This window comes from Pseudoalteromonas sp. S4492 (genome assembly GCF_005886115.1).
Lineage (GTDB): Bacteria > Pseudomonadota > Gammaproteobacteria > Enterobacterales > Alteromonadaceae > Pseudoalteromonas > Pseudoalteromonas gelatinilytica.
In genome coordinates this window covers 48106-71010 of the sequence record NZ_PNCP01000007.1, presented here as the reverse complement: position 1 = coordinate 71010, position 22905 = coordinate 48106, and the positions used below count along the sequence as shown (strand labels likewise).

At 37.6% G+C, this 22905-nt stretch carries 17 protein-coding genes; 10 read left to right on the top strand and 7 right to left on the bottom strand.

The features are described from left to right. Together CWC28_RS03360 and CWC28_RS03355 are read right to left on the bottom strand one after the other, a co-directional pair. Positions 1-885, bottom strand: an 885-nt coding sequence (locus CWC28_RS03360; protein WP_212746794.1) for a hypothetical protein, incomplete at its 3' end; no start/stop codon positions are given. Then, a complete protein-coding gene (locus CWC28_RS03355; protein ID WP_138624732.1) occupies positions 869-1084 on the bottom strand; it encodes a hypothetical protein in 216 nt (71 codons plus the stop codon). The genes CWC28_RS03355 and CWC28_RS03360, both read right to left, overlap by 17 nt. A 154-nt stretch (positions 1085-1238) precedes the next feature. Here CWC28_RS03355 and CWC28_RS03350 point away from each other — a divergent pair, with 154 nt between their 5' ends. Both CWC28_RS03350 and CWC28_RS03345 read left to right on the top strand, forming a co-directional pair. After that, positions 1239-1616 (top strand): hypothetical protein, encoded by a 378-nt coding sequence (locus CWC28_RS03350; protein ID WP_138624731.1) that lies wholly within the window; start codon positions 1239-1241, stop codon positions 1614-1616. Positions 1617-1640: 24 nt separating this feature from the next. Beyond that, positions 1641-1994 (top strand): hypothetical protein, encoded by a 354-nt coding sequence (locus CWC28_RS03345; protein WP_138624730.1) that lies wholly within the window; start codon positions 1641-1643, stop codon positions 1992-1994. Positions 1995-2086: 92 nt separating this feature from the next. Here CWC28_RS03345 and CWC28_RS03340 read toward each other — a convergent pair whose 3' ends face one another. After that, a complete protein-coding gene (locus CWC28_RS03340) occupies positions 2087-2650 on the bottom strand; it encodes a lipid-binding SYLF domain-containing protein (RefSeq protein ID WP_105173362.1) in 564 nt (187 codons plus the stop codon). Between the two features lie 134 nt (positions 2651-2784). On the opposite strand from CWC28_RS03340, the gene CWC28_RS03335 reads away from it, so the two are divergent. Then, positions 2785-3996, top strand: coding sequence for a tyrosine-type recombinase/integrase (locus CWC28_RS03335; protein WP_138624729.1), 1212 nt, complete (start codon positions 2785-2787; stop codon positions 3994-3996). Continuing rightward, entirely contained in the window at positions 3996-5183 is a 1188-nt protein-coding gene (locus tag CWC28_RS03330; protein ID WP_105173360.1) for a cation:proton antiporter, read from the top strand. Before CWC28_RS03335 ends, CWC28_RS03330 begins: the two co-directional genes overlap by 1 nt. Before the next feature lie 36 nt (positions 5184-5219). Here CWC28_RS03330 and ydiJ read toward each other — a convergent pair whose 3' ends face one another. Next, positions 5220-8264 (bottom strand): D-2-hydroxyglutarate dehydrogenase YdiJ, encoded by a 3045-nt coding sequence (ydiJ, locus tag CWC28_RS03325; RefSeq protein WP_138624728.1) that lies wholly within the window; start codon positions 8262-8264, stop codon positions 5220-5222. A 148-nt stretch (positions 8265-8412) separates the two neighbouring features. On the opposite strand from ydiJ, the gene CWC28_RS03320 reads away from it, so the two are divergent. Next, positions 8413-8622: a PGPGW domain-containing protein gene (locus CWC28_RS03320; RefSeq protein WP_063703756.1), complete on the top strand. Its 210-nt coding sequence runs from the start codon at positions 8413-8415 to the stop codon at positions 8620-8622. A 392-nt stretch (positions 8623-9014) separates the two neighbouring features. Here the strand turns inward: CWC28_RS03320 and ppsA are convergent, their stop codons facing one another. Beyond that, positions 9015-11390, bottom strand: coding sequence for a phosphoenolpyruvate synthase (ppsA, locus tag CWC28_RS03310; RefSeq protein ID WP_063703758.1), 2376 nt, complete (start codon positions 11388-11390; stop codon positions 9015-9017). A gap of 152 nt (positions 11391-11542) precedes the next feature. Here ppsA and ppsR point away from each other — a divergent pair, with 152 nt between their 5' ends. Beyond that, the gene (gene ppsR / locus CWC28_RS03305) at positions 11543-12352 is read left to right on the top strand and encodes a posphoenolpyruvate synthetase regulatory kinase/phosphorylase PpsR (protein ID WP_063703760.1); all 810 of its coding nucleotides are present in this window, start codon (positions 11543-11545) and stop codon (positions 12350-12352) included. A gap of 65 nt (positions 12353-12417) precedes the next feature. Here the strand turns inward: ppsR and CWC28_RS03300 are convergent, their stop codons facing one another. Then, positions 12418-13767 (bottom strand): class II 3-deoxy-7-phosphoheptulonate synthase, encoded by a 1350-nt coding sequence (locus CWC28_RS03300; protein ID WP_054563102.1) that lies wholly within the window; start codon positions 13765-13767, stop codon positions 12418-12420. A 435-nt stretch (positions 13768-14202) separates the two neighbouring features. Here CWC28_RS03300 and CWC28_RS03295 point away from each other — a divergent pair, with 435 nt between their 5' ends. Continuing rightward, on the top strand, positions 14203-15078 hold the full coding sequence (locus CWC28_RS03295; protein ID WP_063703762.1) for a DNA replication terminus site-binding protein: 876 nt from the start codon (positions 14203-14205) through the stop codon (positions 15076-15078). Between the two features lie 58 nt (positions 15079-15136). Here CWC28_RS03295 and CWC28_RS03290 read toward each other — a convergent pair whose 3' ends face one another. Continuing rightward, the gene (locus tag CWC28_RS03290) at positions 15137-16351 is read right to left on the bottom strand and encodes a hypothetical protein (RefSeq protein WP_063703764.1); all 1215 of its coding nucleotides are present in this window, start codon (positions 16349-16351) and stop codon (positions 15137-15139) included. A gap of 770 nt (positions 16352-17121) precedes the next feature. Between CWC28_RS03290 and CWC28_RS03285 the strand changes: the two genes are divergently transcribed. The 3 genes from CWC28_RS03285 to CWC28_RS03275 all read left to right on the top strand — a co-directional run bounded on the left by CWC28_RS03285 (position 17122) and on the right by CWC28_RS03275 (position 22896). Continuing rightward, positions 17122-18360, top strand: coding sequence for an AAA family ATPase (locus tag CWC28_RS03285; RefSeq protein WP_063703766.1), 1239 nt, complete (start codon positions 17122-17124; stop codon positions 18358-18360). A gap of 14 nt (positions 18361-18374) precedes the next feature. Further along, positions 18375-19337 (top strand): transcriptional regulator, encoded by a 963-nt coding sequence (locus CWC28_RS03280; RefSeq protein ID WP_105173357.1) that lies wholly within the window; start codon positions 18375-18377, stop codon positions 19335-19337. Between the two features lie 415 nt (positions 19338-19752). Continuing rightward, complete coding sequence (locus CWC28_RS03275) at positions 19753-22896, top strand: DEAD/DEAH box helicase (protein WP_063703771.1); 3144 nt, start codon at positions 19753-19755, stop codon at positions 22894-22896. The last annotated feature ends 9 nt before the right edge of the window (positions 22897-22905 follow it).

Genomic DNA, 22905 nt, shown 5'->3' with positions numbered 1-22905 from the left:
AAGGGTGTTACCGCCATTGGCAATGCAGTCATAACGCTTTTGCCAGCCATGTTTTTTCTTCCAGAGCGCTTGTTGCTCATTAGATAATTTTTGCAGTTCGCCAGTTTGAATCCATGAGAAAGAGGGCGCTTGGTTCGTTTTACAGAAGCCGCCTTCTTCAAGATTTTGGAAGTAATTTAGAACAGACTTTTCGCCGTCATAGTCATCGTAAGCAATGTCCAAACGGGTGATTTTTACGTTCGGCATTTTCTTAAGCATGGCGTGAAGTTTTGGAATATCGAGACCCGCACAACCTGCGCCAGAGAATGAAATCATCACGCCGCCATTGTTAGCACCCCAAGCAACAACGCCCGAATTTACATCATGACGGTAAAGGGTTGCTGACTTTTCATAGGTGAACATGCCGCCTGAGTTATGGCGATAAGACCAGCTTAAATCATCCGATGTTAAGCGGTCGGCAGCCGTAGCAACCTCAGTATTAAGAAGGTGCATAAATTTAGTAATATCACCTTCAATCAATGAGTTAAGCGTTTTATAACGTTTGGTTTTACGTACTACATTCTTGAAAAAGTGCGCCCGTTCTTCACTTGGGATAGCATCAACAGAGCCGTAACTACGGTAACGAGGGTTGTTTTCAAACAGCTGGTCATAGTAATAATCAGAGTCAAAAACAACTGATTCGTTAACGTCTAGGTCTAAATCATCAGTGGCTTGTTGGTCGAATAATTCAGCACAAAGCATTGCGTTATAGGCTTCTTTGTAGGAGCCAAAGTCACCTTTACCGAATGCAATTTTAGCGTCAAAGCGAAGACGGGCAATTTCGTCAGGGCAAAAAACAACGGTTAAATAGTCGATTTTAGTTAACTGTTTAGAAGTCTGGGTCATAGTCAAATGCTCCAGAGTCGAACAGTTCTTGCCAGTTTGAATCATCAACGTCGATGATTTCGAAAGGTTCTCCACTTGCATAGTCTATGCAAAAAGCCATAGCTTCAGCGCGTGACGAATACATAAGCGGGTGTTCAATTTTATTGAAACCTAGCGCGTATTCTTCAATGCCAGCTATGTATTGGAGATAGAATTTCAAGTTCAGATCCTTTTTATAAAATGACATTCTGTCAATGTTGACAGAGTTTAGTGTTGTTCAAATTATTCTGTCAAGCTCGACAGAATAAGTTTTTTATCTTTTAAAGACGAAACTATGTAAAATAGAAAGCTAAAATCTTAAGCAGGATATTGTTTTGATTGAGTATTTATTTAAAAAGTATGGGTATGAAAAAAAGTCTAGAATTTTTAATTTCTTACCTGAAACTAAGCTACTAATTGAACAGCAAGATCTAATAAATCAAATAATTTCAGAAAAAGTTACTTCTGGTGAACTTAAACAGGCCGAAGAATTAACTAGGGTAAAAGAAACAATTGACGACTTATTTCTTCTTCAAGGTTTTTTAAATGATGGTGATCATTTAGAAAAGTTTATTGCTTCGAAAACACATAAAGAGCTTAAGGATTTTGAAAGTGATGATGAAGAACTGCCAGAGCTAAAGGCTAGAAGTCACTTTATTAGAAATGAAAAACAAAACTACGAATACGTGGTTAAAAACAAGAATAAAAACTAAAATAGTATAAGCGGAGGATTTAACATGACGTTCAGTGCAGAGTTTTTAGAGAAGTACAAAACATTTAAGAACATTGATAAATATAGTGATCTAGCAATATATTTCCCAGAGTTAAATTCTGGAAATATTGCGAACATTAAAAATGGAAAACGTTCTTTAACAGCTAACCAAGTAATTGCTATGGCTGAAGAAATGGGGCTTGATTGGAAAGAAGCTCTTATTAGTTTATCTATTGAAAAAACAAAAGATAAAGAACTAAAAGATCGTTGGTCTGAAATAAAAAAGAAAATAACTGCGGCATGTGTGGCGGTAGCAATGACAATTGCGAGTGCAGCAGTTATGACTAATACAGTCCCGCCTTTGCGGTATCGTAGATAGCCCATAAATTACGTTATGTTAAATAATATAAAATAATTAAAAGTGGGAGTTAGGTTGCTAACTAGCCCACTTTTAGAAGGGTTTTAAATTGCTTAATTTAGCTCAGAATCGACCCAAAACTTAGTGCCTTTGAGTACGGCTTGTAGTGCAAGGCCATTTTCGGTTAAAGAATAAACGGTTACTTGGTCGGCAATTGCTTCAGCAACTAAAGCACCACCTTTATCTTCATATTTTGCCGCTGCATCAGCGTTTCCACCGAATGCCCATCCGTGTTCAATAAAGCGATTTACTGCTGCTTGATTATGAAAAACCATCACAACATTAAAGTCTTTAACACCTAAACCTAGGCCCAAACCTGCTTCACCCATATTCATATAAGTTGATTTACCGGTTAAGTTATTTTTTACTACACCATAACCACCACCAAAACTGGCTAAAACAACATTGACGTTGGCATTATCAAAAACCGCGTAACCGGCAGAGTTTGCTATTTGTTGTTTAACATCTGGTTTTTGTGCATAAAGCTTACTTAATGTATTATTTTTCATGCTTTGCACTAAAGCACGTTTTTCATCGGGTGATGCACTACCTGTAGTAGCGCAACCGGTTAAAATTGTCGTGATCAAAACTAAACTAATAGCGATATACTTTTTCATACATATTCCTTGAATATTAGTATGGCAATCTAGTAAATGTTGCAAATACTAAAGATATCTTAAGTCCAATACTAGACAGTATCGGACTTTATGGTAATCTTATAACTAGCTATTTTACAAGAAATTACATCATTATGCTCGTTGCTCTCGTCGATACACTAAAACAACTGCGTTACCAAATTGCCCATCTTGAAGATGATACTCTTGCAACAGAATATCCAGAACTTGATAACTTTATACATCACGTTGGATTGACTGTTGCTGAATCAAAAAATGACTTAGTTTTTCTTTATCAGTTTTTGTATGTGTATGGCCGAAAATCAGAAGCCACATTTAATCGTTTTCGAAATGAGCTTGAGCGTTTTTGTTTATGGTCGTGGTTGGTTGCTGAAAAATCGGTATTTGATCTAAAACGTGATGATATTGAAGCTTATGTTGATTTTATGGTTGAACCAGATACAACCTGGTTATCAAATTCAGTGCAATGGCGTTATAAAGATGAACAAGGGATAAGACGACTAAATACAAATTGGCGCCCTTTCATCAATAAAGAAAATATTGCTAGCCAACAAACACTCGCAGCTATGTTTACAGCACTCAATGTTTTTTATAAGTTCGCAATTTTAGAAGAAAAAACGTTTGCTAACTTTGTACCTGTTGTTAAAAAGAATAGCCCTTACTTAGTGGTGCAATCGCAAATCAAAATCCCCGATACACTCAGTGATATTCAATGGGAATATGTTTTTGGTGTTACTCGGGATTTATGTGAACAACAGCCTGATTTAGAAAGAAATTTATTCACTCTTGCTTGCTTAAAAGGGTTGTACTTACGAATATCTGAGTTATCAGAACGACCTCAGTGGTCACCCGTTATGTCACATTTTTGGCAAGATAATGATGGCTTTTGGTTTTTAAGAATAATGGGGAAAGGTAATAAATTACGTGATGTTACTTTAAGCGAAGATTTTATCACGTATCTAAAACGTTACAGACTTTACCGTGGTCTACCTGCCCTGCCCCGCGTTGATGAAGCTGAACCGCTTGTTCACAAAATTCGTGGTAAAGGGGGAATGACTGTTCGACAAATTCGTCGTTTAGTACAGCAAAGTTTTGATTTAGCTAAACAATCATTATTAGATGACGGCTTTAAAGATGATGCGGAACAACTTGAAGCAGCCACTGCTCACTGGCTAAGACATACCGGTGCAACACACGATGCGCAAACAAGACCTCTTAAGCATTTATCTGAAGATTTAGGTCATGCAAAAATTGCTACGACAGATCAAATTTATATTCAAACTAATATAAAAGAACGCGCAAAGTCTGGAATAAAAAGGAAAATCTAATGGAATATACAATACTTGCATTAGTCGGTTTAGCTTTATTGTTTTACTCACTGACGATTCGGCAATTAGAGAGAACTGAAATTACCGGGCCAATGTTTTTTGTGTTGGTCGGAATTGCAATGTCTTACTTTTTACCAAGTGAGTTCAAATTAGGCGAAGCCGGACTCAGCGACATTTTACCTTTGGTTGAACTCACACTCAGTATTTTTTTATTCACCGATGCAGCAAAATCAAAACTTCCTGTATTAAAACATAGTTATCAGTACCCTAGCCTATTACTTTTTGTCGCTTTACCAATGACATTATTGTTAGGTGTGGCCGGTGCTTTATTTTTCTTTTCTGAATTGTCACTTTTTCAATCTGCTTTGATTGCGGTGATCTTAACGCCAACTGATGCCGCGCTTAGTAAGGGAATTTTAGAATGCACATCGGTTCCAGAAAAAGTTCGCGAAGGAATAAATACAGAAAGTGGTTTGAACGATGGCCTTTGCGTACCGATTTTTTTAGTTTTACTTTTATTAGCTCAAAATCCAGAAAGTGCTGTAACTACCGTTGATACTCTACTTGTTTTTGCAAGAGAGTTAGGAGTAGCACTTGTTATTGCAGGCGTGTCGATGGCCGTCTTTATTCCACTTTTAAAAATTGCATTAGCACGCCATTACTTTGCAAATAATAGCAGTCCATTTTTATTGATTGGTTTAGTCATGGCCATTTTCTCTTTAACACAAAATTTTCATGGCAGTGGTTTTATTGCTGTTTTTGTAGCTGGACTTTTATTTGATTACTTAGCACCTAAAAAAATTCGTTCTACATTAGTTAAAGATTCTGAACATATCGCTGAATTCGTTGCGCTACTGATTTGGTGTTTATTCGGTTTTGTATGTGGTCACTTAATTGTGAATGATATTACCTGGCCAATTGTTTTTTATGCGCTATTAAGTGTGACGATTTTTAGAATTGTGCCGGTACTACTTTCACTCATGTTTACTAATCTAAATTTCAAAGACAAATTTACATTTGCTTGGTTTGGTCCACGAGGTTTGGCGTCTATTGTTTTCACATTAATGGTGATGGATACAGCAATTACAAACAAAGAGCAAATTGCCACCGTAACATTAACAACCATTTTATTTAGTGTGTTTATTCATGGCATGAGTACCAAGCCCATCGCAAAAAGTTACCAATAAAAAAGGCGCGTTAAGCGCCTTTTTATTTTTTAAAACTTACAGTAGCTCTGCAATTAATTGCAGTGGATGCTTTGGCTTAAATTTTTCATAGCGTTTCACTTGGCTACGACAAGAAAACCCAGTTGCTAAAATAGTTTCAGGCTCATTATTAGAAATAATTGGTCGCCAACTCATTTCATAAAGTGCGCGTGAATTTTCTTGGTTTTGTTTTTCATGGCCATAGGTTCCGGCCATACCACAACAACCTGTACTAGTCGTATCTAGTTGTAAATTTAAATCAGCAAAAATGGTTTGCCAAACTTTAGATGCATTTGGCATAGCTGTTGTTTCAGTACAATGACTTAACAATTTAAATGGTGAATCAGATTTAGTGGCAAGAGTAACCTGTTTGAAGTCTTGCGTTTGAAGCCATTCATGCGCAAGTTCAACTTTAAAACTTCCACGGTTCTCTTTTAAAATTGACACATATTCATCTCGGTAACACATAACCAAAGATGCATCGAGCCCAACTAAAGGTGCATTGATTTCACTGAGTGAATTTAAAAACTCAGCTGCATTTTTTGCTGTTGTTTTAAATTCATTTAAAAACCCTTTTACATGCTGTGCTTTACCATTAGGTTTAAATGGTAATAGCATTGCTTTTTTACCTAACGCTTTAATGACTTTAATAAAGCTTTCAACTAATTCTGCTTCGTAAAAACTCGTAAATGGATCTTGAACTATCAATACATATTCAGCTTGTTGTTCTTTGGAAAGTGAATTTAGTAATTCAAAATTGAATTGTTGATCTTTTGAAATACGTTTTGAAAGTTGCGGTACGCTTAAACTTGGTGTATCAACATAACCAATAGTATTTTTAATTAAACCTGAAACAAGTTTTGTATTTACTATTGGATTTACCACTTTAGCAAATTTTGCCATCACCGGTGCAGTTTGTTCGATGCCTGCTACTAAGTAATCTTTTGCTGGGCGTGCATAATAACTATGGTAGAAATTTAAAAAGCGTGAACGGAATGTTGGTACGTCAACTTTAATTGGGCATGCAGTTGTACATGCTTTACAAGCTAAACATTCGTCCATTGATTCTTTCACTTCATGAGAGAAATCATAAACGCCTTTTTTCTTATCGCGACTATGTTGATAGCGCTCCCACCAAGTGATTACTTCACCATTGATCAATTCTTTTTCAACATTGAGTAAATCAATATTTTCAGACTCTTGAAGTCGTAACCATTCGCGCATTAAACTCGCGCGTCCTTTTGGTGAATATCGGCGGTCACCTGTTACTTTATAAGACGGACACATTGGTGATTTTTCATCGTAGTTAAAACACAGACCATTACCATTACAGGTCATCGCGTTATTAAATTCTGTTTTAACATCGATAGAAATTTCTTTGTCGAACCAGGCTCGCTTTTGATCGTCAACAGAAACGAGTGAGTCTTTACTTTCAATTGGCGTACAGATTTTACCTGGGTTTACTCTGTTATTTGGATCAAATGCCGCTTTAATTTTTCGAAGTTGTGTAAATAAATGCTCGCCAAAAAATTCAGGGCCATATTCACTTCGATATCCTTTGCCGTGCTCACCCCACATTAAGCCGCCATATTTGGCAGTCAATTTAACGACTTCATCTGAAATATGACGAAGTAATTTTTCTTGCTCAGGGTCACACATATCTAAAGCAGGTCTTACGTGTAATACGCCAGCATCAACATGACCAAACATACCATATTGAAGATTGTGGTTATCGAGAAGTTCGCGAAACTCAACAATGAAATCTGCTAAGTTTTCTGGAGGTACAGCTGTATCTTCAGCAAAAGCTAATGGTTTTTGATTGCCTTTTACATTCCCTAAAAGACCCACTGACTTTTTACGCATTGCATAAATTTTTAAAATATCAGCCTTGTCATTCGTTAACTGATAACCGATCACGCCATTAGTTTGCTTTGTAACACATTCATCAAGTAACTTACAAAGAGTGTCTACTTTGTCTTTTATGTCTTCTGGTGAAACCGCATTAAACTCAACCATGTTGAGCCCTTGCATATCTTTGTTTTGAACATCGGTTATTAAGTCCGATACTGAATGCCAAATGATATCTTCACGAGCAAGGTTAAGCACTTTACTGTCGACTGTTTCTACCGAAGTTGCATTTGCTGCGACTAGAAAGGGTGAATGACGAAGTGCAGAATCAAAGCTATCGTATTTAATGTTAATTAAAGTCTTAAATTCTGCAATGGGCGTAATGTTAAGTTTCGCTTCTGTAACAATACCTAAAGAACCTTCGGAGCCAGTAATTAATCGGCTCATATCAAAGGTTTGTAAATCATCAGAAAAAATATGTTCTAAATCGTAACCGGTAAGAAAACGGTTTAAACGTGGGAATTTTTCTAAAATAGCATCACGGTTTTCAAGGCCAATATCGATAACTGTTTTATATAATTTACCTACAGTCGTGTTTTGTTCAGCAATTACTTTTGCTTTTTCAATAGGCATAGGGGTTGTTGACATTTCAGTGCCATCAACAAGATAAGTAGTAAGGCCTAAAACGTGATCACTGGTTTTGCCATAAACCAAAGAGCCTTGACCAGAGGCATCTGTATTTATCATGCCACCGATTGTTGCTCGGTTACTTGTTGATAAATCGGGGGCAAAGAAAAAACCATAAGGGCGTAAAAAGTCATTTAATTGATCTTTGATTACACCTGTCTGCACGCGTACCCAGTTTTCTTCGACATTGATTTCTAAGATTTCACGCATATAACGTGATAAATCAACAACTATACCGGGTGTTAGCGATTGGCCATTAGTACCCGTACCGCCACCGCGTGGACCAAAGGTCAGTGATAAAAACGGATCACGTGAAGCAATTTGCATAGCAAGTTGTATGTCTTTTGCAGACTTTGGAAAGATGACACCTTGAGGTACTTGTTGGTAAACGCTGTTATCGGTCGATAAACTTAAACGTGTAGAAAAGCTTGCATCGGTATCACCACTAAAACCTTGTTTTTTAATTGTTTCTAAGTAATTAGATACGAGTTCTGTGGCAGCTTGTTGTTGGCTTATTGTTGCTATCATGACGGTGATAAATTAAGGCATTTTGCAAATTATATCATGCTAATAGCTAAGATAAATTGAAGATTTTACAGTTTGTAACACTCTTTTTATCGATTTAGGGTGCAATACTTTTATACTGTGTAATAAAGCAGCAAATGGAGATAATCAGATGAAAAAAATTGCATTAATCAGTTTAGGTGCCTTGTCCATGTTATTGGGATTAGTTTTTGTCATTATTCCCGGACCGTCGTTGATCTTTTTTATTGCAGGTCTCTTCTGTTTATCTTTTTATTATCCTAAAGCGCGTGATTATTTAACCTTGTGTCAAAAAGCACTCACTAAGTCATGTGCATATATTGATAAAAAACTTGCTCGCTGATTTAAAAGGCGTGTTGTCCTTTGTAGATTAGACTTTGTTCACTCTAGGGGCGATTTAATCGCGGCGCGAGATTTGTAACCTAGTGGGCTAAGTAAAAATCGAGCAAAGCTTCCGCGTCCTGCTCACGCCCCTTACCTACATCCATGTAGGTAACAAAGAGTTAATCGCCCCTAGAAAGAACCCGAAGGGCAGCGCGTGTTTGGCATTGATGCTGCGTTATCACCTATTTATGTGGAACAACCACACTACACAGGCTCTGCCTTGCCTAAATACCAAACACACTGCTGCAAAATCAATCATAAAAGGACAACACGCCCTTCGAAGTAACAAAAATGCCAGCTAAGTGCTGGCATTTTTTATATTAGAATCTTTATTTTAGTTAAATAAAGTAGTTAGTCGGCTAATTTTTTAGCAAGATATAACCAAGTCTCTAATACTGTATCTGGGTTTAGAGAAACAGAATCAATGCCCTGCTCAACTAACCAAGCTGCAAAGTCTTCGTGATCTGAAGGGCCTTGACCACAAATACCTACGTATTTGCCTTTTGCTTTAGCTGTTTGAATAGCCATTGATAATAGTTTCTTGATTGCAGGGTTACGCTCATCAAATAGATGGGCAATTAAACCTGAATCACGGTCAAGACCTAATGTTAACTGAGTTAAGTCATTTGAACCGATAGAGAAACCATCGAAATACTCTAAGAACTCATCTGCTAGTAAAGCGTTTGATGGTAATTCACACATCATGATTACTTTAAGACCATTTTCGCCACGTTTAAGGCCGTGCTCTTCTAGTAATTCAATAACACGTTTACCTTCTTCAAGTGTACGAACAAATGGGATCATGATTTCAATATTAGTCATACCCATTTCGTTGCGAACGCGTTTAATTGCTTCACACTCTAGCGCGAAACAGTCACGGAAATCTTCAGAGATATAACGTGCTGCACCACGGAAACCAATCATTGGGTTTTCTTCTTCTGGCTCATATTGCTGGCCGCCAACAAGGTTTGCATATTCGTTTGACTTAAAGTCAGACATACGAACAATGACACGCTCAGGTGCAAACGCACAACCTAGTGTTGCAATACCTTCAACAAGCTTAGAAATATAGAATTCTACAGGTGATTCATAACCTGCCATCATTTCTGAGATTTCAGCTTTTAGCTCGTCAGATTGAGCATCAAAGTTAAGAAGTGCTTTAGGGTGAACACCAATCATACGGTTGATTACGAATTCAACACGCGCAAGGCCAACACCTGCATGAGGTAAGCGTGCAAAGTCAAATGCACGATCAGGGTTACCCACGTTCATCATGATTTTCATCGGTAATTCTGGCATTTCATCAACACGTGAAGTAAGTACTTCGTAATCTAAAATGCCTTCGTAGATGTAACCTGTGTCACCTTCGGCACACGAAACAGTTACATCTTGACCTGCTTTAATTAAATCAGTTGCGTTACCACAACCAACAACAGCAGGAATACCTAGTTCACGTGCAATGATTGCTGCGTGACAAGTACGGCCACCACGGTTTGTTACAATCGCGGCTGCACGTTTCATGATTGGTTCCCAATCAGGGTCAGTCATGTCAGTAACTAGGATGTCACCTTGTTGTACTTTATCCATCTCATCGATTGAATTAAGTACACGAACAGTACCTGAACCAATTTTGTGACCGATTGCACGACCTTCAACAACTACAGCACTTGTGCCGTTTAGTTGGAAACGTTCCATTACGTTTGCGTCTTCATTTGAACGAACTGTTTCTGGACGCGCTTGAACGATATAAAGTTTACCGTCGTTACCGTCTTTCGCCCATTCAATATCCATTGGACGACCGTAATGTTTTTCGATAATCACAGCTTGCTTAGCAAGTTCTTGAACTTCTGCATCTGTGATTGAGAATTTGTTTGAAAGTGAAGAATCTACATCAACAATTTCAACTTGCTTACCGTGTGATTCATCCGCAGAGTAAATCATTTGGATTGCTTTTGAACCAATGTTACGGCGAACTACTGAAGGTTTACCGTTAGCAAGTGTCGGCTTGTGAACATAAAATTCATCTGGGTTTACAGCACCCTGTACAACCATTTCACCAAGACCATAGCTTGAAGTGACAAATACAACATCTTCAAAGCCAGATTCAGTATCAATACTGAACATAACACCTGAAGCTGCTTTATCTGAACGAACCATGCGTTGGATACCAGCTGATAATGCAACACCGCGGTGGTCATAACCTTGGTGAACACGGTAAGAAATAGCGCGGTCATTAAATAGTGAGGCAAACACGTGTTTAATAGCAGTCATTACTGCATCAATACCACGTACGTTTAAAAACGTTTCTTGTTGTCCTGCGAATGAAGCGTCTGGCATGTCTTCTGCTGTAGCAGATGAGCGAACCGCAAATGAAACATCTTGTGATGCGTCGCCATGTAATTGGCTATATGCGTCGCGAATGGCTTGGTCTAGGTTTGGTTGGAATGGTGTGTCGATAATCCATTGGCGGATTTCGGCACCGACTTTAGCGAGTGTATTTACATCATCCACATCCAATGTGTCTAAAATATCGTGGATTTTTGAGTTTAACCCAGATTGCTCTAGGAACTCGTTGAATGCATCAGCGGTTGTAGCGAAACCACCTGGCACTTGAACACCAGCGTTAGCTAGGTTTGAGATCATTTCACCCAGTGAAGCGTTTTTACCGCCAACACGTGGAACATCTTGCATACCAAGCTCTTGATACCAGAGAACGTATTCTTGCACGGATCTTTCTCCATAAACAAATTGTAGTACTAACTGTGAGAGTTAAGAAAGAAAACCTTCTAAAAAGGTCGTAGTCATTCTACACTGGCAACAGACCTCACGTAAACCGTGAAGCCCCTATTTTGCAGATAAAGGTAATAAAAAGGTTAATTATGAGAACTGCATTTTATATCTCTGATGGAACAGCAATCACCTCAGAAGTCTTTGGTCACGCGACCTTATCAATGTTTCCTGTGGAATTTAATCACAAAACAATTCCTTTTGTTGAAACAGAAAAAAAAGCAAATGAAGTTAAGAACTTGATTAATTCAACAGCACAACGTGATGGTGAACAGCCACTTGTGTTCTTTACATTTGTAAATCATGAACTAAGTGGAATCATAAAATCGTCGTGTGCGGTGTGTTATGACTTTTTGTCACAATACAGTGATAAAATTGGCGAAGAGTTAAAAGTTGCACCTGTACCTAAGGTTCATAGAACACACTCAATGCATGAAAAAAGTTATGATTTTCGAATTGATGCGGTGAACTATGCGTTAACTAATGATGACGGCGCTAATATTAAGAACTACTCTGAAGCTGACATTATCTTAGTGGGTGTTAGTAGAAGTGGTAAAACACCAACAAGTTTATACTTGGCATTACAATATGGCATTAAAGCGGCTAATTATCCGCTTACTGAAGATGATTTAGAAAGAGGCACCCTGCCTGAATGTTTAAAAGCTTACAAGCATAAACTATTTGGGTTAACGATTGACCCTATTCGCCTTGCTGATATCCGCCAGCGTCGTATGGCTAATTCTAAATATGCGTCTTTAAAACAGTGTCGTATTGAAGTGCGCGAAGTAGAAATGCTTTATAAAAAACAAAAAATACAATACCTGAATTCTACGCATCATTCAGTAGAAGAAATTTCAGCGAAAATTATATCTGATACAGGTCTTGAACGACGTAAGTACTAACTACTTCTAGTATCGGACATTAAAAAAGGCTGCAACGTGCAGCCTTTTTTGGATAACTTAAGATGTTACTTACGTGCGTCTTTTAATAAATCAGCAACTAAGAAACCAAGTTCTAAAACTTGATCTGCATTTAAACGCGGGTCGCACTGTGTGCGGTAGCGTTGTGCTAAATCTTCATCTGATAAACCATAAGCACCACCCGTACATTCAGTCACGTGCTGGCCAGTCATTTCTAGGTGAACACCACCTGGGTATGAACCTTCAGCTTTGTGAACTGCAAAGAACTGACTAATTTCACGAAGAATATTATTAAAGCTTCGTGTTTTATAACCTGAGCTCGCTTTCTCAGTATTGCCATGCATTGGATCTGAGCTCCAAATAACTTTACGGCCTTCTTGTTGTACTTTACGTACTAGTGCCGGTAGTTTTTCAGGCAGAACATCAGCACCCATTCGTGTAATTAACGTTAAGCGACCTGGAATGTTATCTGGGTTAACGGCATCGATAAGTTTGATTAGCTCATCTGGGTCCATACCCGGGCCAACTTTCACACCGATTGGGTTTTTAATCCCTTTGAAAAATTCGATGTGGGCATGATCAAGCTGACGTGTACGCTCACCAATCCAAACAAAGTGTGCAGAACAATCGTACCAGTCACCCGATAAATGGTCACGACGTGTTAGTGCTTCTTCGTAACCTAATAATAATGCTTCGTGTGATGTAAATAAGTCAGTTTCTTTTAAGCTTGGTGCAACAGTTGAGTCGATACCACACACTTCCATAAATTCAAGCGCATCTTGAATTCTGTCTGCTAGCTGTTGATATTTCTCTTTAAGTGGATTCGCAGCAACAAAACCCATGTTCCAACGGTTTACTTGGTGTAAATCGGCTAAACCACCTTGCGCGAATGCGCGTAATAAATTTAACGTTGCTGCACTGTGATGATATGCCGTCATTAAACGCTGTGGATCGGGTACTCGTGCTTGCTCAGTAAATTCAAAGTTATTGATGATATCACCACGGTACGAAGGCAGAGATACACCGTCAATTGTTTCATAATCTGATGAACGTGGCTTTGCATACTGACCAGCCATACGCGCAATTTTAACGACAGGGCATTTACCGCCATAAGTTAAAACAACGGCCATTTGTAAAAGCGTTTTAAATGTATCGCGGATATTTGCAGCATTAAAGTCACTGAATGACTCTGCACAATCACCACCCTGTAATAAAAAGGCTCTGCCTTCACATACAGCTTCTAATTGTTTGTATAAGCTACGCGTCTCTTCAGCAAATACTAAAGGTGGTGCGCTTTTTAATTGCCCTTCAACTGATTTTAGGGCTTCTTGATCTGGGTACTCTGGCTGCTGAAGTATCGGCAGTTTTCTCCAGCTGTCTGGGTTCCACGATTGCATGTTCTTTCCTCATTCCTAACATAGACCGTTAACGAAAACTAACTTATTGCACGTACTAAGTTCAAGGACAATATTCAGCTATTTATGATTATTTCGTTATTTGATAAACAGTTTCGATATTAACAATTAGAGCTCCAATTTTTTATTGTTTTAAACCAGTTAGTTACACCTGTTTTACGATATTTTTAGTTGATGCACTACAGAAGAACACATCTTACCTAAATCAAGCCATAGTGTAACCTCTGCTTTACATGTATAAAACATCCTTTTTTAAATCTACATTGATCAAATTAAAAAGTTGTACTAGCAAATACACTAAAGAACACATCATACTATATTGGGGTTAAGTATTAGGTCAGCAATAAAAAGAAATTAACTTTAAATAATCAAGTGATAAGATTAGAATTGAATTAAATTTAAGTAAGATGTGTTCCTATGAGTTCCAAGTTAGAAATACGTAGTCAGTTTGATTTAGTAAGTGAATTAACTCATTTATTTTGTGAAGAATTAAAGGAAGTGGGTTTTCATAAGGCATCATATTATCAACTGCCAGATATCGATATAAACGACGAAAAGAAAGTTCCTTCTTCAATTAGTGTACATAAAATTGAAGGCGATGATGCTCATAAACTAATTCTAAATTCCTTTGGTGATTTTTATAAAAAGACAGGATTAAGTAGTCGAGTTTTAAAAAGACATCCAGGCTTATTAGTTTTAAAAGATGTCGATAAGCAACATTTCATTGCACGGATAAATCAGTTGAATAAAGCCAAAGCTGATTTTAAAAATAGCGTAATAGCTATCGATAATAATGATGCGCGGTTTGAAGCGGTGCACAATGCAGTTCCTAATCTCATTACACTTGCTGCATATCGTAAGATTCATTTTGAAACTGAATCGCCCTACTCTGTTCGTTTTACTTGGATGCACAAACATGCAACTAAAACGCTAACAAAAAAAATGGCTTTAGCAATGTTGGATAAATCGGCAAGTTATTCAAATCCAAGAATGATCGACCAACACTCTTGGCAAGCGCTAGTTGCACAAGAACAAAGTCGTGTTGCAAGTTTAGGTGATAAAGAAAAATTACGAATTCGCAGGCCAACAAGAGTTAGCCCACAAGTTAATGTAAGATATACCGCTCAAAACCGATATCATGTTAGTGCTGCTTTACCTTTTATTTTGATCAATCCAGAACCTGATGTAAAACTTGGTACATTAACTGATTATCAAAAACCTGAAAGCCACCCTCGTAAAAGAGAATATGATTTCTTAGTAGATAGACTTTACTTAGAACAAGTAACAGATTGATTATGTTAAAAAGGCCACATCAGTGGCCTTTTCTATATAGTAGAGAGTATTAAAGAAATTAGTCTTCGACTATTTCTTCAATTTTGTCTTCATCGATTAATACCGCATTCTCAACGATACGTTTTCCACCTTGAATTTCGATTCGTTTGTTATGCTTATTAAGCGTAAGGATCTCATCACAAAATTGGTCAGACGGATGCATCTCGTAAGTGTAATCAATAATATTACCTGTCTTGTCATCTTTAACATTGGTAATGTTATATTCAGAGATTGCACCTTTCTCTATTAAATCTTTCATTGTTGTCGTCATATCACGACGCAAAGCTTTTAATTTATTTTCTGTAATTTCATCTGTCGAATAGATAGAACCGTATTTTTCCATGATTGATAATAGTCGGAAATGGTAGGTCTTACCCGGTGCCGCGTAACGCCATAAATGATATAAACGAAGCATCATCCAACGTGACAAACCGCGTTTTAATTCTTGCGCACTATTAAAGTAATAACCTTTATATTCAAGGTTATCGATCATGTTATGAACGAAGGCATTTAAACATGCAACACACTTTACGTTTCCGCCTTGTCCTTTTTTACCGCTAAAGTGAAGTGACGACAAAAAGTTCATATTCGATTCGTAAAATGAATCATCAATATCAGAATTGCGAGTGTCGGTTGCTGAGTATCTAAAAGAAAGTTTAGAACCTTGCAAAGCTTCTAATGATTCTTTGATTTGCGGATACGGCATTGACTGGCCAACCGCTTTCAGCTCTTGCGCTAATTCATTCATTGAAAAAACAACCGCGTATTGAATACCCGATTTAAAATTAATTTTTACAATTTTACCTTTAGAGGCTAAACGAATTAAGGCACGCTCGACCTTTTCTTCACGATCAGATGGCCAAACAAGATATTCAACATCTTCACCATCTTTTCTTGTGCTTACTACCGCTGGCGTAATTTTGATTTCGCCATCATAAAGAATGCCGTCAACTTTTTCAGAGATTCTTCGTGTTACGATGGTTTTCTTTGGTGCTTCTTCAACCGGAAGCTTCTTATGACCAGAACGGACAAAACGTCCCCATAAATCATAATGATTAAAAGTATTTGAGTAAGCTCTCAAACCATGTGCAGCATTTTCAATTGAAACGCGCACATCTTTGTTGTCTGTAAATAGTGCAAGACTTTCATTATCTATTGCACTTTCCACCCCGTGGATCTGCCCGCGTAATGTATCGGGTAAGTTATCTACCGAGATGTTGACCTTTCGGCTCATTGTTCTTATTTCCAATTTTTCTTCGACAGTTAATAACAACACATAAAACTTCAAAAGTTAAATGTTTAAGTTAGTAAAAACTTGATCCGATCTTAATTAATTTCTTAGGATCAGTTTTATACTAACTCATTCGTAAAAGCTAATTTTCAGATCAGATTTTTACTAAGTTATAGTTGATAGGTCGTGATTTTACTAACTCAGTTCAAATTATGTCCTGTGAATCGCCTTGTTAAGGCTAATTAACACGACATAAATCTCCTTTTTTGAAATTGCATGTGGATAAATCAAGTTCAAGTTAGCATAGATCTGATCTGTACCAACTATAGATCAGATCCATACTAACTAAATGCATTAGTTTACCGAGTTCTCAGTGCATAACTTTCTAATTTAGTTAGTAAAATTATGATCTACTCAGGCATATTTGTGAGTAATTTAGTGATTAAACTGTGCATAACTCAAAAGCCTGTTTTTTACTTAGTAATAAGCTGATCTGTGAGTAATAAGAGATCTGATCTTAACCAAGTAAAACTATGATCTGCTATTTTATAAAATATTCAATTAAATCAGATAGATATTATTCTATTTTAGCATCTTAACCTTATATACCTATATACTTAACCGATATTAAACTTACTTATTTATACTTAGCATCAGTAAAGTTACAAATTTTTATTAAATGTCTTATTAATAAAAGGCATGTCGTCTTAAATACTTGTTTACAGCAATTTGAATGGACATTATACTTAAAGCATAACTTTGAGGAAGAAAGTATGTCTATCAATAATAATGCGCTAGCCACTTATAGGTTACTAAAAGCGACAGCAGAAGTTGCTGAAAAATCGCTAGAAGGACGTATTCAACATTATCGTGCCCACCTTAAGTCTGAAGAAAAAGAACTTCGTACTTACACCCAAAAAGCAGCTGCTGATTTATTAGGCTGTAATAATCGTACTTTAAAAAGACGCCATGATAATGGTGATTTTGACGAACTTAATATCAAACGTGGTGCAAATGGCCACTATGCTTACACACTTGTAAATATTTTTGCTATGGCTGATATCATGGATATTAAGCCTGATCACCGTACTGCTGATGATAAATTGCAAGTAATTGTGATCAATTCACTTAAAGGTGGTTGTGGTAAAACGACTAGTATGGTGAATATTGCAGCGGCCCTAGCAACGACCAATATTAAACGTTACAGAATTGGTATTATTGATCTTGATCCACAAGGTTCTTCGTCAAGTTTCTTCCCTCCAAGTGAGCCTGATCCAATTACAGTTGGTGATTTAATGCGTGATTGCATTGAGCTTGAAGAAAATGAAACCTGGGATGAGTTAGTAAGCAACTCTTTCCTACCTACTCATATTCCAAATATTCGTATTTTACCATCTGGTATGGATGACTTTTATTTTGAACATGAAACAGCAACTTTATTAAAAGATAGCTCTAGTTACGATAAAACACGTCATTATCATAAACTGCTAGAAAAAGTTATTGAGCCGGTTAAAGACCAATTTGATATTATTTTAATTGATACAGCTCCATCTCTTAACTTTATGTTTTATAATGCATTAATGGCTTCAACATCGATGCTTATTCCTGTTCATCCAGAGGCTGTTGATTTTGATGCAAACAACAAATATTTAAAACGTTTAGGTGAGATTTACCATACAGTTGCAGCCCTTGGTCACGAAGGCTGGGATTTTATGCAATTCTTAGTGACTAACTATGTTAAAGGTAACCATTCACAGCGCGACATCGTTAAAGATGTACGTAGTGCCTTTGGACGCCAAGTTATGAGCTATCCAATTAATCATAGTTCTGCAATTACTGCCAGCTCATCATCTTTTAATACTATTTTTGATCAAAAAACGTCAGATAGCCTGGCGAGTCGTGAGTCATTACTCCGCGCTCAAGAAAATATCAAAGATGTGGTTGATGAACTTGAAATGCTGATCCGTTCGAATTGGCTATCAACTCAATCGACTCTCAATCCAGCTAAGTAAGGTAATTAATAAAAATGGCTAAAAAACGTAAAAACGATACCAGCTTAGACCCTTTTTCAACGTCTATCGAAAGCAGCAGTTTAGATGCTTTACTAGAGCAAGCTTCTGCTGGTGATGTTATCAGTATGCCTGCTCCAAGCGATCCTAATCGCCAAATCACTTTAGTGTGTAAGGTCATTCCAAGCTCAGAAATTGAAGCTAAAACAAAGGTATATGGTAAAAACCGCCGAGTACAATCATTACTAAATGAAAAGTCAGTCGCTGATATTCTACCTGCAATTGCCGAAGACGGCCGTAACCAGCACCCTGCCCTATGTTGGGATAAAGGTGATGAAATGCTTGTATTAGCAGGCTCTCGTCGTCGTAAAGCATGTATCTTAAGTAACTCTGATTATTTAGTTCTAAGCTCTGAAGATTTTACTGATCAAGATGCTAAAATTCTTGCTGTATCATCAGATCAATACATTGCGCCAAGTCTATGGGAGCTTGGTCAGGCTTATCAACAGACCCGTGATGAGCTTATTGCTGAAGGTAAAAAAGGCTCTTATCGTGAGATTGCTGCAATTGAGGGGGTATCACACACTGCCATTGCTGACGCTATCAAAGCCTACGAGAACCTACCAGCGTCGGTTTTAAGTCTCTACCCTACGGCGAACCATGTTGGCCGTGAAGTGGCTAAAAAGCTTATTAGCGCTAAAGAGCGTGATGAGCAACTGTTCACCAAGCTAGTTAATGACGTAAGTAGTGATGCCGAAATTGCGCAAATGACTAGCGATGATAAACGTGCTCTTGCAATAACTAAGCTATTAACCGCTGAACCAGCAGCCCCTAGCCGTCGTGAAGCGCTTATCGACAGTGAGTTTGTTAGCGTACAACGCAATATTAAAAGCGGTGATTTATCTGTCAAAATCGATAATAAAGTGATGACAGACAAACGCTTAGAGCAGCTAACTAAACTTTTAAATAGCTTTAACTAGTTAGTAAAATAATGATCTATCGCGCTTTTACAGTTAGTAAAAGCGTGATCTACTCTTCCTTTTTGTTAGTAAAATGATGATCTGAAAAAGCAAAATACAGCTCTTTTTGGGTTGTCAGATCAATTTTTTACTAACTTATCGCCCCTTTACAGGCTTTTTTGCACTTTACCCTGCTTGGTTAGTAAAAAAACGATCTGTAAAGCCCCCACCTTGTTATTAACCTGTTTATATCTTGTGCGATTGTTGTTTGTTAAATGCTCAGCCTATCACTTTTTAGCTTTTACTTTATCTAAATACAGTTTTTTACCAAGTTATCAGCTCCAACCAGTCTAATATTGCTCAATAGTGCTTTAGCTCTGGGCCGATCGATCATATACTGGCAGAATTATTTTTTGTTTATACTGCCAAAAGCGTTATGTCTGCTAACTTATCCAAAAATGACTTATTAGCTATCTTTGAAGAAATCAAACAAGAGCAAGAAACTCAGTTTCCTCTGTCTGAGCGCTTCATTAAACAGCTGTTTAAGCCACATGTGTTAAGTAAAGCGAAAGAGTATCACCAGAACGGCCAAATCAATTGGTTAGAACATAACAGTGATTTTAGTGTTATCGATGCATCTATGTTTGGTAACGAAGGAAATACCTTCACTCAGCATATTGAGATCAGTAAATTACCAAGTGGCTTTTCGGTCGATTCACATTGTACTTGTGGTTCTAAAACCAAGTGCCGTCATATCGCGGCTGTGCTCCTTAAGCTCAAAATAGAACATTCTGGCGATTATGGGGAAGACTACATCATTAACGACTGGTTTAGTGAGCTTAAAACCCTTAAGCAAATTGCCAACGATAATGCCAAACACGTTTTATTATTCGTCCTTGATGTAGAGAAATCTGTTGTCACCCTTACCCCTAAAATTGCTAATTATGATGCTGAGCATAATTATACTCTCGGACGAAACCTAACCGAGCAGCAGTTAAATAGTTTTGTAACCCCCACTGATTTATTAGAAACTGATTTTCGTTTATATAGCTGGATCCGTTCTCAAAATGCCCTTGGTAAATTAGAGCTTAAAGGCCAATGGGGTTTTGCAGCACTGCAGCAATTAATTGCTACCCAGCGTTTGTTTTTAGGTCGCTCTCGCCAAGCAATTAAAGCTGATAGCATGCAAGCATTAGAGTTTGATTGGAAACAAAACAAAGACTTAACATCGTTGAGCATGACGCTTGCTGGCCAAGATAATTGGTTATTGCTTAAAACAACCCCCCCTACTTATCTTGACCCTGAAAAACTAAAGGTAGGTCGTATTCGTACTCCGTTAACGGCAGATGAGATTGCTTTACTTGCCAATATGCCAGCTATTCACACAGAGAACTTTGACCGCGTTTATCAACAACTCAATGATAATTTTGGCGAAGGTGTGATCCCTCATGCATTTAAGCAAAGTAAAAAAAGCCTAGCTAGAACGGTATTCCCAGTCATCAGTATTAATAATGATGAGGGAACAATTCGTTTATCATTGCAGTTTAATTATCAAAACTCTTTGTATGATTTAAGCCAAGCGCCAGCGGATATACTAAATCAGTCATTAGAAAACACCGTTGTAAATGAGTTAACTAACCTTGGCTTTGAATTATGTAAAGGGGCTTTACAATCAGAGTTTGTCTTTAATAAACAATCAGTTATTCATGAGCACTGGTTAAAGTTCGAAATAATTCCAAACTTATTAAAACGTGGTTGGAAAATTAATGATGAGTTAGACGTCGGCAAAGTTCTAAAACAACTTTCACTGCAAGTTGAGCGTGGTAAAGGCCATCAGATAGTTGGTAAAATCGTGATCTCTGGTGTCAAAACTCAGCAACTATTTGTTACAGATAATAATACTTATCAGTCACTTAACAGACAAAGTGAACGCTTTTATTACTTTACAGTAGGGAAACGCTTTGCGGTGGTAGAAAAGGCCGCGATGATGCAACTTAATGATTATCGTGAACGTTTTGAGCATATTAAAACCCGTGACGAAATCTTAATGCCTTTATCGTTTTTGCCTAAGCTTATCGAGCAAAAAGCAATTAAGGTTAATATTGTCGACGATGCACTTGATGCGTACTTATCTGAACTAAATAGCTCACAACAACTTATTAAAAAGTCCGATATTCAAGGCTTAAACCAAGGTGTGCAATTACGTGAGTACCAACAGCACGGTGTTGATTGGCTTAACTTTTTAAAACGTCATCAACTTGGTGGTATTTTGGCAGATGACATGGGGCTAGGTAAAACCTTACAAGTTATTGCCTTTTTAGCTAATGCCAAGCAATCACCACAAGCAGGCCCTACGTTAATTGTTTGCCCAACCAGCTTGGTCGGTAATTGGCAAAGCGAAATCAATAAGTTTGCGAGCAACTTAAAAATCACCACTGTCTTCGGTGCTGCGCGCAGCGACCAATTACAACAGTTGTCGCAAGCAGATTGTATCTTAACAACTTACCCACTGTTGAAACGTGACATTGCCTTTTATTCGCCGCTGTATTTTGAAAACATCATTCTTGATGAAGCGCAATATATCAAAAACGATGCCGCGCAGGTATCGCGGTTAGTTAAGCGCCTTAATGCTGACTTTAAGCTCTGCTTAAGCGGCACGCCTATTGAAAATAACTTATTTGAGCTTAAATCTTTGCTCGACTTTGCAATGCCCTCTTTGCTTGGTTCGCAAACACATTTTAAGAGTTATTTTCAAACGCCTATTGAGCGTGATAACGATGTTGCCCGTGCAGATGAGCTTAAATCGTTGATCATGCCATTTATCTTGCGTCGAACTAAAGCTCAGGTAACGCAAGAGCTACCAGAGAAGACTGAGCTAGTTAAAGAGTTTGAATTTGAAAGCAAACAAAAAGAAATCTACACCGGTATCACTGAATCTTTAGAACAGAAATTAGTCGACCTATTTGCGCAGCAAGGTGTGCAAAAAAGTAAGCTAGCCTTTTTAGATGCATTGTTAAAGCTAAGACAAATCTGCTGTCATCCAAAATTGATCGATCCTAGTTCACAGGCTGGCAGCGCAAAGCTTGAGTGGTTATCTAAGCATTTGCCTATCATGCTTAGCGAAGGTCGAAAGGTGATTATATTTAGTCAATTCACCATGGCACTTGATGTGATAGCAGAGCGATTAAATGAATTAGGCATCAGCTTTAGTATGCTCACAGGGCAAACACGACACCGCGACCGTGTTATCGAAGAGTTTACTCAAGGTGATACATCCGTGTTTTTAATTAGCCTTAAAGCCGGCGGTACAGGGCTAAACCTAACTCAAGCTGATACTGTGATTCATTTTGATCCTTGGTGGAACCCTGCTGTTGAGAAACAAGCGACAGATCGTGCCTATCGAATTGGCCAAACGAACCCAGTGTTTGTTTATAAATTGATTATGGCTAACTCAATTGAACAAAAAGTATTTAAAATGCAGCAGCATAAGCAAGCCCTTGTTGATGCTTTATTTACCGAAAAATCAATGAGTTTCACTCAGTTTGATGAAAAGCAAATGCTCGCACTGATAAAAAATTAAATTTTTTTA